We start from the raw sequence: 13,976 nt of genomic DNA on the forward strand, positions 1-13,976 counted from the left end.
GGCACGCCTGGCGCGTACCGGCCGACGAACAGCCGGGGCTCGAAGATGCGCGCCGGTGTGGGAATGCTGATCCGCGATCTGGTGGGCTGCTCACTCTGCTCTCTGACCCGGAACCACGAGCCCAGTTTCATAGGCGATGATCACTAGTTGGGCCCGGTCGCGTGCGTGCAGTTTCGTCATCGTTCGGTTGACGTGGGTCTTGGCGGTGGCCGGGCTGATCACAAGCTGTTCGGCGATGTCGTCGTTGGACAGACCGAGGGCGACGAGGGTGAGGATCTCTCGCTCACGGGGCGTGAGGCCCGGCAAGGCGGAAGGTTGCAGCGTCGAGGCGACGCTGGGTTGAGCGAGGACGCGGGAGATCAGCGCCCGGATCGCGGCTGGGGACAGCAGCGACTCGCCCGCGACCACGGTGCGGATGGCGTCGAGCAGGTCCGCGGGCCCTACGCCCTTGCCGAGGAAGGCGCTGGCTCCTGCGCGCAGAGCTTCGACGACGAGCTGTTCGGTCTCGAACGTCGTCAGGATAATGATCTTGACGTCGGCGAGCGTTTCATCGGCGGTGATCGCGCGCGTTGCCTCGACGCCGTCGACGTCCGGCATCCGGATGTCCATGAGGACGACGTCGGGGCGGTCCCGACGGGTCAGCGTGACTGCCTCGCGCCCGTTCGCGGCCTCGCCCACGACCTGCAGATCGGGTGCGGAGTCGATGAGCAGCCGGAAGGTGGCGCGCAGCAGCGCCTGGTCGTCTACGAGCAGGACATTGGTCGTCACCGTGGGCTCAGTGTGGACGTCGCGTCAGAGCGAGAAGCCCGGTCACCCGGTCGGCCAGAGGTCGGCGCCGCGTGGGTGACCAGCACGGGCAGCTTGGCGGTTACCTGATAGCCGCCGTCGGTGGTAAAGCCGGCGCTAACCGAGCCGCCCGCGGCGGCGGTGCGTTCGCGCATGCCAAGCAGGCCATGCCCAGTTCCTTCGTTGACGAGTTCTGAGGCATCGGGCGGTGGGGTGGTCGACGGTGGGGCGTTGTCAACGGTCAGGATGACGGCGGTGTCGGACCATTTGAGGTCAAGGTGCACCGCGCTGCCTGGTGCGTGTTTGATGGCGTTGGTGAGCGCTTCTTGCGCAATGCGGTAGAGGGCGAGGTCGGCTGGGCCGCTCAGCGGTTGCGGTGTACCGCGGCTTCGAGCGGTGAGCAGCATTCCGGCCTCGCGGAACCCGTTGAGGAGGGTGCCTAGCTGGTCGGCGCCGGGCGCGGGGGCGCGCGCGTCGTCGTTCTCACTGTCGCTGCGTTCCGCGCGAAGCACCCCGAGCGTGGCTCGGAGTTCGTCGAGAGCGGCGCGGCTGTTGACCGCGATGCCAGTGAGCGCTTGGTTGGCGGCATCGGGGTCGGTGCGCAGCAGGTATTGGGCAACCCCGGCTTGGGCGTTGACGACGGCGATGTGGTGGGCGAGGACGTCGTGCAGTTCGTGGGCGACGCGGATGCGCTCAGCGGTCACTTGCCGTCGGGCTTCGGTTTTCTTGCTGCGTTCGGCGGCTTCGGCACGCTGCTCGGCCGCCGCGATGCGTTCTCGTCGTTCCTGGACCAGTCGTCCGACCACGGTGGCGACGAGGGGCCAGTTGAAGTAGAGCAGGTTGGTGCTTGAGTGGGGAAAGCTGAGCACGGCCACGGTGAACTGGATGCCCCCCGTGATCGCGGCCACGGACCACGCGACACGGGCCGAGTACCGCAGGCTGATCGTGTACAGGGCGAGGATGGTCGCCACGGGAACCGTCGCCGTGGCCGGATGGTCGTGTCCGGCGACCGCTATGTCCACAGTGTCGACCGTGACCACCACGGCGGCCACGAGCAGCGGCCACAAAGTGCGGACGGTCAGCGGTAGCCATGCCAGGACGACCAGGACCAGTGGCCAGCCGAACAGGAGCCGCCAGTGACCATCCGGAACGCTGGAGACGAGCATGATCGGCAACGTGGCGGTGGTGAGCAGTGCGTCAGGATGGCGACGGAGCCACCGCGCTGGGGCGTCCCTGGTCATCTATCCACCTTCGCTCCGTCTCGTCCTCCGGGCCGATGGTGGGGGACAGCCGATCGGCTGTCCCCCATTGACGTTACGCGTCCACCGGCTCCGGCTCCGGCACCGGCTGCGTCCCGATCTCCTGCTCCTGGCGCGTTTCGGCTCCTCCCTCCACCGACATATGCGGCAGGATGCGGTCCAGCCAGGCGGGAATCGCCCAGTTCCGCGCCCCGCACAGATGCATGAGCGCGGGGATGACGGTCATCCGCAGCAGGAAGGCGTCCACAAGTACCGCGATGGCCAGGCCGACACCGAATTCGGAGATCGTGCGCACGCCGGCGAACCCGAAGGCGGCGAAGACGCACGCCATGATGCTGGCGGCGGTCGCGACGACTTGTCCGGTCTCGCCGACTCCGACGGTGACGGCGCGCCGGTTGCGCTGGGTGTGGACCCATTCCTCGTGCATCCGGCTGACCAGGAAAACGTGGTAGTCCATGGACAGTCCGAACATCACGCCGACGATGAGGATGGCAACGACGTACTCCACCGGCGCTGGCCCGCCGATGCCGAACAGCGACGGTCCCCACCCCCATTGGAACAGCGCGACGGTTGCCCCGAGCGCGACGGCGATAGTGAGCAGGTTGCCGATCGCGCCGACGGCCGGGACGAGCAGGCTGCGAAATGCCAGGGTCAACAGGAGGAACCCGAGTCCGGCGATGATGACCAGGAACAGTGGAAGCTTGCTGGTGAGTGCGTTGGCGAAGTCGATGCTGCTCGCCGTGGTTCCACCGACGTGGACACGCAGGTCGGTCCCCATCTCGGTGTGGGTGATGACGTCTGACCGGAGCGTGTGGACCAGGTCGGTGGTGGCCTTGTCCTGCGCCGTGGTGGTGGGCACGACTTCAACCATGGACAGCGTGTTCGCGGTGACCGCGACGGGAGACCCGACCGAGGCGACCCCCTTTACGTGGGGCAGTTCGCCGATGAGCCTGCTCCAGGCCTGCTGGGCCTGGCCGTTCGGGGTCTCGGCGACCAGCAGCAACTGGGCCTGGAAGCCGTCTCCGAACGCGCTGGCCATGGTGTCGTGGTAGCCGCGGGTGTTCGTACCGGTCGGGTCGCTGCTGGCATCCGCGGCACCAAGCCGCAGCGCCAGAGCCGGGGCCGCCAGGATGACGAGCACCGCGACCGCGGCCGTGCCGGTAGCGACCGGTCGCCGCTCGACAAGCCGGGCCCAACGCGCCCACCCGCCGCGGTCCGCCGGGGTCTGCCGGCCCGCACCGCCATCCTCGCCGCGGGCAGCAAATGCTGTGTTCGTCGCCCTCCGCTCGGACCGGCGTAGCACCCGCGGTCCGATCTTGGCCAGCAGCGCGGGCAGCAGCGTGACCGCGGCGGCGACGGTGAGCAGCACGGTCAGCGCGGCGGCGACGGCCATCCCCGACAGGAACCCGACGTTGAGGATGAGCATGCCCAGCAGCGCAATCATGACGGTGCCGCCGGCGAAGAGCACCGCCCGGCCCGAGGTGTTCATCGCCGTCGTGATGGCGTCGGTCAGGTCGGCCCCGGCCCGCAGCGCCTTGCGCTGCCGGTTGACAATGAACAATGCGTAGTCGATACCGACGCCGAGCCCGATCAGGGCGCCCATGCTCGGGGCAACGGTCGGCAGCGTCATGACGTGCGAGAGCAGCATCACCGCCAGGCTGGACACGGCGACGCCGGCAACACCGGTGAGGATCGGCAGCAGGGCCGCCCACACCGAGCGGAAGACCAGCAGCAGGACAAGCAGCGCGGCGAGGACGCCGACGATCTCGCTGATCTCCGACGGCCTGGGGTTGGTGAAGGCGGTTCCCCCGACCTGGACCTTCAGCGCGCCAGTGTCTGCGTGCTTCGCGATGTCCTTGGCCTGGTCCGCATGGGACGTCGACGTGAACACGACGGTCGCGTAGGCGGTGTGGTCGTCCGCGCTGACCTGCGCGGCACCGTCCGAGGTGAACGGGCTGATCACCGACGTGACGCCGCCGAGCGTCGACACCTTCTGCAGCATCGGCGCGATCGTCGAGCGCGTCGCCGCCGACACAGCGGACCCGGTTTCTGTATGCCAGACGATAGTGCCCGTCTTCGCCGACGCGGCGTCGCTGCCGCCCTTCGCCAACAGGCTGTACGCGGTGCTGGAATCGCTGGCCGGCAGCCGGCTCGAGTCAGTGAAGTTCGACCCAACGACGCCGAGGATGGCCCCGAGCGCCACCAGCGATGCAACCCAGGCACCGATAACCAAGTTCCGACGGCGTGCGCACCACCGCGCCAACACGACCATCACGACGCCCCCTTTCAGCTTCCCGGCGGATCGACGCCATCGACTCTCCCGGCAACGCGCCCTGCACGCGTCGTCCCAACGCGGCGACCTCGGCGTACCGCGATCGCGGTATGCCTGCCGGGGTTACAGCCGATACGGCCACGTTGCGTGGTGGTCTGCGCAGCTGTCCTCGATCAGCTCCGATCCAGCGATCAAGGCCACGGCCGCGACGAGACCCGAGGCCTGAGGGTCGCCACCGCCGCCCACGTCGACTTCCCGCGCGCCCTCCAGGCGATCCGGGTCCCGGCCAGGTATCCCGGCCCGTCGAGCCAGGGCGCAGAGGACCGCGATGACGGCGAGGCCGGTAACTAGCGTGGCGGGATGTTCGACGAGGAGCTCGCCGACCGGTTCGAGCGGGTTGCCGGACATCAGGCCGGTCCGTTCCGCGAACCAGGCCGTCGCGAGCACTGCCCCGAGCGACGCGACCGCGATCCGGAGTGCCGGGTAGACGACAGAGCGGCTGATCATGATGAGTGACGGCATCACCAGTGCTACGACGACCAGCTGGGTGATCTCGATGCCGAGGTTGAACCCGAGCAGTGTCGTGAGCAGACTCCCCCGGCTGAGGTCGAGCTCGCCCAGGAGCGCGGCGAAGGCCAACCCGTGCAGCAGGCCGAACGTGCCGGCGATCAGTACCTCGCCGCGGCGTACCAGGGGCCGGATGGCGTGGACGGCCGAGACCAGGACGGACAGGGCGATACCGCTCTCGACGAGCCGGGTGGGCAGGTGTACCCAGCCCATCGCGCCGAGCGCCAAGGTGATGGAGTGACCGACGGCGAACGCCGTGACGACGTGCAGCACACGCCAGCCCGCGCGCCGGAGATCCTGGCGGCGCGCCCACCGACGCCCGGTGGCGGCCAGAGGGGCGGGCAGCAGCAGCATGACCAGGAACAGCAGGTGGTCGCTGCCCCCGCTGATGTGGTCGACACCGAGGTGGATCGCGGACACGAATCCCTGGCTTTTGGATGCCGGGCCTGTGGTCGTCGATGATGACAGGGCCGCCACAGGCACCGACTGGGTCTGCCACGACAACATCGCCAACGTGGTGTACGAGCCCGTGCTCCCGTAACGGGCCGAGACGAACACCCGGTGCGAGACGAGCTTGTCCATGACGGCGTCGTAGTGGAGATCGAAGTCCCCTACCCTGCCCGAGCTCGGTGTCAGAGTGGCGTCGAGGACGAGGTTGTCAGCACCGTCGATCGACTCGACCCGGCCGCCGACGACGCGGGTCGTCCACCTCTGACCGGTCGTGTCCGTCGCCGACATGTCGTCCCGCACGTAGGCGCGCAGCTCGGTCACCGTCGCGTCGTCAAGCACGTCGGTCGCGGTGAGCTCCTCGTCCATCGCGATGCTGAGCTGGTCCAGGGGCAGGTCGACGGTCGCGGTGACGCTGCGCTCGCCGATGTCCAGTCGCACCGCGGAGGTGCTGAGCGGGTGCGCCGAGGCCCGCGGCGCGAGCGCAAGGACGACGATCCCGGTGCCGGCGAGGAGCCCCAGGGCTCGTCGGATGCCGGTCAGCATGGTGCTCCGTTCCTTGGCGGCCGGTCACGCGCTGGGGTTGGAGCTGCCGTAGTCGTCGTTCTTGTCGCGGTAGACACCGTGGTAGTGGACGTTCGGGGTGCTCTGGCTGCGGGTGTTGACGAGCTCGATCCACACGCGGGGTCCGTCGATGCGCAGGTAGGTGCTCTCGCCGTCGACGGTGTCGCTGTTGGCGAACGCGATGTAGGTCTGGTCGAGCTGGGACTTGTAGGTCTCCATCAGCGAGGCGGCGACGCCAGGGGCGGCATCGTCGACCCAGGCGCCGATCGCGTCGAGGACGAGCTGCTGCTGGTCCGTGGACAGGCCGCTGACGGCCACGCCCTGGGTCTCGGGGAACTTCCCGCTGTCCACGCCCGGGCCCATCAGGATGTCGTCGATGGTGCCGGACAGCTCGGCCTGGGATTCCTGGTCGTCGCTGAGGGAGTCGAAGACGTCGAACAGGGTTCCGGCCTTCTCCTTCATGGGCTCCACGTCGGTGCTGCCGATCGTGAAGGACTTCGGCTCGGTACCGGTGAAGTCGGGTGTGATGCTGGCCGTGGTGCCCTTGTAGGTGTAGTTGCGGGCCAGGTGGTGGCCGCCGAACTGGACCATGAACGAGTCACTGGCCGAGGGCGTGCCGTAGATCGCGATGTAGTAGTCGGTGTCGGAGCCGAAGCTGTCGGTGCCGGAGGCGCTGTTCTCCTTGAGCCAGTCGTCGGCCTCCTGGATCGTCTGCACCTGGGCGTAGCCCTCCGCGCTCAGCATGGTCTTCACGAGGGCCATCGCGGCGGCCTTGGCACCGTCGTCGAGGTCGGAGAGCGCGACGCCCTTGCGAGGCACCTGCTGGGCCGGGAAGTTGGACCAGGTCTGGCGGGACTCGTTGTCGGTGAAGTCGTAGCTGACCTTCGCGGCGGTGTCCGAGTCCAAGGTGGCGAGGAACGCGGTGGCGGCGGTCACGACGTCGGTGGTGTTCGCGCCAGACGCATTCTCGCCGTCGGTGTCGAGGTCGACGGCGGTGAAGGTCTGCAGACCACCGCCAGGCGCGCCGCCGCCCGGTCCACCGCCGGGGAATCCGCTCGGCGAGCCCGAAGGGTCAGCGGTCGAGGACGAGGAGGCGTTGGTGCCGGAGTCGCTGCCACAGGCAGCGACCGTGGAGAACAGCGCTGCGGCCGCGATCGGCGCGACGATGCTGCGGCGAAGCCTTGTCATGGATCTACCCGTTCCGTGTCGAGGCAGGTCCGATGCCCACCAGGCTGGTTACCAGCACCCGGATACTGCGGGTCTTACCTATGAGCCCCCTGTGCGTCGCCTGTGGGTTTGATGCGTGATGTGGCGGGCTCGCCGAGCCGGGCGGTCAGAAACGAACTGTCGCGTGAATTGGGCGGAAGGCGGCGTCGCCGGATTCCGCTCGAACCGCCGCTGGACAGCATTGGACACCCATATAGCTACAAATTTCGATCCAGCACTACGGTAGAAATGATCTTCTTGTAATCCTGTTCGTGACTGATGGTGCGCCTTGCCATGGTTCGTGGTTTTCGGTCGGGTGGACGGGGCGTGGAGCACGCATCGCGGGTGGGGTCGAGGAAGCTTGACCTGGCTGTTTGGGACGAGGGGGCTCGAGGAGTTGTTCTCGCTGCCGGTCGCAGGGGCGGGCCTACCTGCTGGGACTGCTCTCGAGTGTCGAGCGGAAGTACGGCCCGTTCCTTGCGCCAGGGAGCAAGGCGAGAATGCGAATGCGAATGCGCAACTGGACGTTCGCGTCGAGGTTCCTGCTGCGGGCGATGCTCAAGGCAACGGACAAGTTCGCCACCGACATCGACCTCAAGGACTACCCATCGCTCAATGGCCCGCCCACGTGACGCCCCGCGCGGCACCTTGTCTGGTCGAACACCTGCCAAGGCGTGACATCAGCCCTGTCTTTCCTACCCTCACGCCCTCGCGCCGCGCCGGGCTCGCGCTGCAGCTGAGCTGCAGCGCGCCATCGTCAGACGACTTCCCTTCGCACGTCCCTCCGCATCCGTCCGCCGTGGAAGACAGCTCCTTCAGGCGTCCGGCGGCAAGAAAGCGGGATACCCACCCGGTCCCCACCCGCGGATAGTGGCGCGGTCATCGGGCGACCGTCCGGCCTGCCCGGACGAGACGTCGGTCGAGGTCGAGGTCACCGCCCGAGGGGGCGGCGAAGAACTCCGCGACGAGGGCGTCGTCGACGTCGGCCAGTGCGCTCGGCGACCACCGCGGGAAGCGGTCCTTGTCGATGATCTGCGCCCGGATCCCCTCGGCCAGGTCGTGATGGCGCAGGCAGGCGACCGAGACCCGGAACTCCTGGACGAGCGCTGTGTCCAGGTCTGCGAGCCCCACCGCCCGGCGCAGTGCGGCGAGGGTGACCGTCAGCGCCGTCGGCGACTTCGCCGCGATCTCGTCCGCCGCCACGGCGGCCGACGGGTCGCCGTGCGCGCGCAGCCGCTGGAGGATCTCCTCAACGGTGCCCGCCGCGTAGCAGGAGTCGATCCAGCCGCGCGCGGCGGCGAGGCGTCCCTCGCCCGCGGGGACGGCCAGCAAGGCGACGGCGTCCGCCGGGGCTGTCCCGGCGACCAGGCGGTCGACCAGCTCCGGCAGCTGCTCGGTGGGGACCAGTTGGTCGGCGAGGCCGGCGGTGATCGCGTCCGCGGCGGAAAGGGTGCCGGCGGTGAGTGCGGCGTGGGTTCCCGTCTGGCCAGGCATCCGGGAAAGCAGCCAGGTGCCGCCCACGTCGGGTACGAAGCCGATGCCGGTCTCCGGCATGGCGATCCTGGAGCGCTCGGTGACGACGCGGACCGAGCCGTGGGCGGAGATCCCGACGCCGCCGCCCATTACCAGGCCGTCCATCAGCGCGACGTAGGGCTTCGGATAGCGGGCGATGAACGAGTTCAGCCGGTACTCGTCGGCCCAGAAGTCGACGGATCCGGTCCCGCCGGACCGGGCATCGTGGTAGAACGCCCGAACATCGCCACCGGCGCACAGCCCGCGCTCGCCGGCGCCGTCGACGACGACGCAGGTGATCGAGTCGTCGGCGGCCCAGTCGTCAAGCGCCTCCGTCATCGCCAGCACCATGGTGTGGGTCAGCGCGTTAATCGCCTTCGGCCGGTTGAGGGTAAGCCAGCCGACAGGGCCCTCGACCCGGCGGATCACCTCGTCGGCACCCCCGGACGCGGCGGCGGTCATCGAGCCTCCGCCGGCAGGGCACAGGACACGACCACCGGCCTGATCTCGTCGGTGCCTCTGGGGAACTGGTGCACCCGCAGGTCTCGCACGATCGACTCCAAACCGAACTCCGGGAGGTACCCATAGCGCGCGACGCTCAAGTGACAGGATCTCCACCGGGCACCCTCGTCTCAGCGTCGGAGTGACCAACCTCGCTCGCTCGCTGACTGGGCGTTCCGGTCAGATCAGCGCCCTCGGCTGCGATCCTTGGCGCCTGTCCACGTTGTCACGGCATGGGCAGTGGTCGGCGACCGCGATCGCGCCGGGATCATCAGCAGACCCAGGGTCAGCGGAAGGTCGTCCGGGCCGGCGCGGGCACGGCGATCCGCGGCCTGAACGAGGTGAAGCGAAGGTTCAAGGGGCGCAAGAACGCTGGTCAGACCGTCGGTCTACTCCGTTCCAGCGACGCCGATCAGATGGCCCTCGGGATCGGTGAACTGTCCGACCACCAGCCTCCCCGGCGTCCCCTCGGGACCCATCCGACGCGTCCCACCAAGGCTCTCAGCCTTCTGTAGGGCGGCCTCGACATTGGCAACCCCCACATAGAACAGGACGCGTCCCTCGTAGTTCTCACCGCCGCCGACGCCACCGTTGATCCCGCCGCTACCGCCCCCGTCCACGAACCCGTAGTTCCCCGGCTGGGAGACCGCATCGGTGGCCGCGTCGTCGATGGTGAACTCCCATCCGAACAACTCGCCGTAGTAGCGGCGGAGCTTCGCCGGATCCCGCCCGATGATCTCGAAGTGCACCACAGGTTGTCCCACCACAAGGCCCTCCCGGTCGATCGGCACTACTGGATGGACCGCGACGGACGATGAAACTCATCGGGTGCCCTCGCCCGTGAGGCACTGGCGATCTGGAACGTGCTCCTGACTACGGCGACACGGTGGTGATCTACCAGTCGCGTGCTGGCGGGCGAACGTTGGCGGGGCGGCGCTGGCTACGCCTCCGGATCGACGCCGCCCTGCGCGCTGGGCTTGCGGCCGGCGAAGTCAAGAAGGCCGACCCAGGTGGGCCGCAGCGCGATGCGGGCCTGGACCGTGCCCGGCGCCTCCACCTGAGCGAGCATGCCGGCGGCGGCCTCCGGTCCGAGGTAGCGGCGAGCGGCCGCGGCGTATTCCGGCGCCAGGCCGGACACCTCGATGATCTCCACCGGCCCGCGCAGGCTGAGCGACTCGGGCGGGAAGCCATCGGTGTCGATGGTTACGGCGGCCTCGGGCCGGCGCCGCAGCGCCGCCAGCCGGTTGGCGGGATGCCGAATGCCGATACGGGGTCCGGCGACGTAGGTGGCCATCACCAGTTCGTGACCGGTCCAGTGGAACCAGGTCGGCACCACCCGGGGCGTCCCGTCCACGGCGACGTAGGCGAATCGCGCCGGGATCGTCGAGGCCAGCAGGCGTCGGGCGGTCGCGGTGTCGAGCAGGGCCGGGTCGCCCTGCCGGAGCAGAGTCGCCGGTACTGGGGCGGTGTCTGTGGTGGCCGGGCTCATCGGCGGCGTCCCTTCGGTCGGTTCCCTTAGGGGACGGACGATACCAACTTAAGTTCCCTTAGGGAACCTGCCCGGGTACCCTGGCGACGTGCAACGCACCCAGTTCGGTGACATGGTCTGCTCGATCGCGCGGACGCTAGATCTGATCGGCGAGCCCTGGTCGCCGCTGATCCTGCGCGACGTGATGGTCGGGATCCGCCGCTTCGACCAGATCCAGGCCGACCTCGGCATCTCCCGCAAAGTCCTCACCGAGCGCCTGAAATGGCTCGTCGAACGGGGCGTGCTCGCCCGCCGCGAATACTCGGCCCGCCCCCCGCGCTACGAGTACGTCCTCACCGATCAGGGCGTCGACCTGTGCGACGTCCTCATCGCCATGGCCCGATTCGGCGACCGCTGGCTGGCCGGGCCAGCCGGCCCACCCGTCCTCTACCGCCACCGGCCCTGCGGCCACATCGCCCCCGCCGACCTACGCTGCGGGCACTGCGACCAACCCATGCACGCCGACACCATCGACGTCCTACCCGGACCCGGCATGGCCACCGGAGCCGACGTACCCGCCTGACGCGGATCCGATCCGCCAGCACAACTCGGGCTGGATGGCCGTCCAAGGACTTGAAGCTCGTGCTTTCGCCTATCGACGGGTGCTCTGACCCGCTGAGCCTGCGCCGTGGCCGGAAGGTCTGCTCCGAGTTGTGGGCAGCGCGCGAGGCCGATTCTCGGCTGGACGGGACTACGCGAACGTCTCGGCGAAGGCGCGGCGGGTGGGTGAGGACGGGTCGCGGTCGAGGACGGCGAAGACCACGTGGGCGAAACGGTCGGCGAACTCGCTGCCGGGGGCCAGGTGTTCGCGGAAGGCCGCCGCGACCACGGCCGGGTCGTTGCGGAACACGCCGCAGCCCCAGGCACCGAGAACAAGGCGGCGGTAGCCGTGACGCACGGCGACGGCCAGCACCTGCCGGCTGCGCGCCCGCAGCGCCAGCGGAATCAGGTGCGCCTCGTCCGGCTCATTGGCGACGATCACTCCCGCGTTCGGGGCGGCGGCCGTCAGGAAACCGACCAGGACCGGCTCGGCCAGCAGCTGGAGGCTGTCGTCGCGGAACACCGGCACGGCCGGCGCGTGAATCACGCGGTCGCTGTAAAGGGCGGTCCGTCGAGCACGGTGCGCCTCGTAGAACTCCGGGACGGCTGTCAGGCAGGCGTGCAGCGCGGAGCACCGGCACAGGTCCTCCTCCTGTGCCTTCGCGCCGCCCAGGAAACCACCGCCAGGCCGGCGGGCCGACGCGAAGTTCAGGACCGCGACCGGCTCCGGCACCTGCCCCCACAGCCGCCGCGCCGCGGCCAGGCTGCTCTCGCCGGTCACCTCGATCGCGACCGGGCCGGCCGGCGCCGCCGCGGGCACGTCGACCCCGAGTGGCTCCGACCCGTACATCGTGGTTTCCGCGACGGCCCGGCGCACCAGCTCGCCGACCTCCACACGCCGGCCGTCCGGCGCCAGATACCAGCCGGCCCTGACGATGCCAACGGTCTCGGTGGCGGCCGCGCGCAGCCGAGAACTCATCAGCGGCTGATCCCTTCATCCCAGGCGGCAGGAGCACCATTCATACAGAGCCGGGCGGTCGCGCGCACCCAATTTTTCGCCCCGTTCGAGCCATCGGCGCATCCTACCTAACCATCGTCACGGCGGAACTCCGCGCGGCGGCCATCTGCACCGAGGCCAGTGTGCTGACTGGCGGATGGCATCTCGAACGGATCCTCGCCGGCTGTGAGGTGCCCCGCCGAGATGCTGGACTATTTGGCGCCCGCCGAACCGCGGCTCGGGCGCGGTTGCCGGCGGTTGTCCAGTCGACGGCCGACCTGGTGCGCGACGCACTGGAGCGGACCCAGCGATGAAGGCGGTCGACACCAGCGAATGTCGTGGAGGCTGGTCATCGTATGTGGGGTTTAAGGGATCACGGTCGTGAGTAGCTTGGGACGCCGGGTGGCGAAATAGTTGGCGACGTAGGGATGGAGGGGGCCATTGGTGAGTCGCCGGCTTTCGCTGCCGGGGTCGACGGGCCCGACGAGTTCTCCGGTCTTCTCGTCGTGCTGGTAGATGTGGTAAGCGCGCCCGGCGAGTTCGGTGAACACGTCGAGGGGGGTGTCGCCGTTGCCGGCAAGGGGGTCCTCGGAGATTTCGAAGGCGAGGATTCCGATGCGGCTGTCGGCGAGGAGCTGGCGCGCGCCGGCGAAGACGGCGCGCTCGAATCCTTCAACGTCGACCTTGCAGAACGCGATGGTGTCGACCCGCTTATGCTGGCAGTAGCTGTCGAGGGTGACGGCTGGAACGTCGACAGCCTGGCCGGGTTTGCGTTCGGTGCCGTCGAAGTCGTACATGGAGTGAGTGCCGAGGGATGCCCAGCCGGAGTCCTTCGGGTTCGTATGGGTGTACATGGTGGCGACGCCGTCGGTGTCGGAGACGGCGACGTTGGCAACGGTGATGCGGGTGTGGCAGTGGTTGAGGGCGATGGTTTCGTGGAGCCGGCCGGCGGTGCTGGGGACGGCTTCGAATGCGTGGACGAGGCCGGTGGGCCCGACGAGGTGGGCGGCGTGGATGGAGTAGACACCGATGTTGGCACCGACGTCGAGGACGGTGTCGCCGGGTTTGGTGGTTTGTGCCATGAGGCCGAAGGCGGCGCGGTCGCTGGGGCGGTGGAGCTGGTGGCGGGCGGTGCGTCGCATGTAGGGAGGGATGAGGATTTTGATACCGAATTCGTCTTCGATGACGATGGGTGCGCTGATTGCGGCGATGGCGGCAAGGCGTGCCTGGTAGGCGACGTCTTTGGCGGTGACGATGCGGCCGCGGAGCTTGGGGTGTTGGCGGATGACGGCGCGGGCGCGGTCGGTCAGCAACATGGGGGTTCCTTGGGGGGATAGTTTCGGTGGCGCGGGCAGGCTTCGATTCTGAGAGTGTCGGCCGTGACGAGATCTCCGAGTTTGGCACTTGGCTTTCCGCTTAGTGGTGAGGGCCGGCGTCGCCGGCCACGTGGGGCGTCGGAAAATGCCTGTGGTCACCTGGACGACGTCGGGCGAGCTTGGTGCCGAAGGTTGAGCCCGTCGCTTAGTGTGACGTGGGGATCTGCAGGCACGTGGGACTGCTGCTTCGAGCGCGACCTCTAGACTCTTTGATCATCGGATCCCCCCGGGTGGCCGCCCTGTCCTGTCGGGACGACCGTCTGGGGGTCTGATGGAAGCGCAGGTGGCGCGGTGCGCCGGTCTGGACGTGCACAAGGACGAGATCGTGGCCTGTGTGCGGGTCACCGAGCGGCCGGGTGGGTCTGCCCAGGTCCAGTTGCACACGTTCGGGGCCACGACCCGGGAGCTGCTGGCGTTGCGG

12 protein-coding genes are annotated in these 13,976 nt (G+C 68.8%); 2 read left to right on the top strand and 10 right to left on the bottom strand.

Annotated features, from left to right (window positions below; translation table 11 throughout):
- Positions 1 to 90: 90 nt before the first annotated feature.
- The 5 genes from BCD48_RS13080 to BCD48_RS13100 all read right to left on the bottom strand — a co-directional run bounded on the left by BCD48_RS13080 (position 91) and on the right by BCD48_RS13100 (position 7,083).
- The gene (locus BCD48_RS13080; protein ID WP_071048634.1) at positions 91 to 768 is read right to left on the bottom strand and encodes a response regulator; all 678 of its coding nucleotides are present in this window, start codon (positions 766 to 768) and stop codon (positions 91 to 93) included.
- Complete coding sequence (locus BCD48_RS13085) at positions 765 to 2,027, bottom strand: sensor histidine kinase (protein ID WP_071048635.1); 1,263 nt, start codon at positions 2,025 to 2,027, stop codon at positions 765 to 767. Before BCD48_RS13085 ends, BCD48_RS13080 begins: the two co-directional genes overlap by 4 nt.
- Positions 2,028 to 2,100: 73 nt before the next feature.
- A complete protein-coding gene (locus tag BCD48_RS13090) occupies positions 2,101 to 4,248 on the bottom strand; it encodes an MMPL family transporter (protein WP_241841688.1) in 2,148 nt (715 codons plus the stop codon).
- A 192-nt stretch (positions 4,249 to 4,440) separates the two neighbouring features.
- Positions 4,441 to 5,877 (bottom strand): HupE/UreJ family protein, encoded by a 1,437-nt coding sequence (locus BCD48_RS13095; RefSeq protein ID WP_083418563.1) that lies wholly within the window; start codon positions 5,875 to 5,877, stop codon positions 4,441 to 4,443.
- A gap of 24 nt (positions 5,878 to 5,901) precedes the next feature.
- Positions 5,902 to 7,083, bottom strand: a complete 1,182-nt coding sequence (locus BCD48_RS13100) for a DUF3500 domain-containing protein (RefSeq protein ID WP_241841689.1) — start codon at positions 7,081 to 7,083, stop codon at positions 5,902 to 5,904.
- Positions 7,084 to 7,601: 518 nt separating this feature from the next.
- On the opposite strand from BCD48_RS13100, the gene BCD48_RS54855 reads away from it, so the two are divergent.
- Positions 7,602 to 7,733 (top strand): hypothetical protein, encoded by a 132-nt coding sequence (locus BCD48_RS54855; protein WP_274536521.1) that lies wholly within the window; start codon positions 7,602 to 7,604, stop codon positions 7,731 to 7,733.
- Positions 7,734 to 7,980: 247 nt separating this feature from the next.
- Here BCD48_RS54855 and BCD48_RS13105 read toward each other — a convergent pair whose 3' ends face one another.
- From BCD48_RS13105 to BCD48_RS13115, 3 genes are all read right to left on the bottom strand, one after another.
- Positions 7,981 to 9,075: an enoyl-CoA hydratase/isomerase family protein gene (locus BCD48_RS13105; protein WP_071048637.1), complete on the bottom strand. Its 1,095-nt coding sequence runs from the start codon at positions 9,073 to 9,075 to the stop codon at positions 7,981 to 7,983.
- A gap of 428 nt (positions 9,076 to 9,503) precedes the next feature.
- Entirely contained in the window at positions 9,504 to 9,866 is a 363-nt protein-coding gene (locus BCD48_RS13110; protein WP_241841690.1) for a VOC family protein, read from the bottom strand.
- 188 nt (positions 9,867 to 10,054) lie between these two features.
- Positions 10,055 to 10,603: a pyridoxamine 5'-phosphate oxidase family protein gene (locus tag BCD48_RS13115; RefSeq protein WP_071048638.1), complete on the bottom strand. Its 549-nt coding sequence runs from the start codon at positions 10,601 to 10,603 to the stop codon at positions 10,055 to 10,057.
- An 88-nt stretch (positions 10,604 to 10,691) separates the two neighbouring features.
- Between BCD48_RS13115 and BCD48_RS13120 the strand changes: the two genes are divergently transcribed.
- Positions 10,692 to 11,165 (top strand): winged helix-turn-helix transcriptional regulator, encoded by a 474-nt coding sequence (locus BCD48_RS13120; RefSeq protein ID WP_071048639.1) that lies wholly within the window; start codon positions 10,692 to 10,694, stop codon positions 11,163 to 11,165.
- A gap of 168 nt (positions 11,166 to 11,333) precedes the next feature.
- Here BCD48_RS13120 and BCD48_RS13125 read toward each other — a convergent pair whose 3' ends face one another.
- Positions 11,334 to 12,161 (bottom strand): TIGR02452 family protein, encoded by an 828-nt coding sequence (locus BCD48_RS13125; protein WP_071048640.1) that lies wholly within the window; start codon positions 12,159 to 12,161, stop codon positions 11,334 to 11,336.
- 383 nt (positions 12,162 to 12,544) lie between these two features.
- On the bottom strand, positions 12,545 to 13,495 hold the full coding sequence (locus BCD48_RS13130) for an FkbM family methyltransferase (RefSeq protein WP_071048641.1): 951 nt from the start codon (positions 13,493 to 13,495) through the stop codon (positions 12,545 to 12,547).
- Positions 13,496 to 13,976: the final 481 nt, after the last annotated feature.

The sequence above is a fragment of the Pseudofrankia coriaricola genome, from assembly GCF_001854805.1.
GTDB lineage: Bacteria > Actinomycetota > Actinomycetes > Frankiales > Frankiaceae > Pseudofrankia.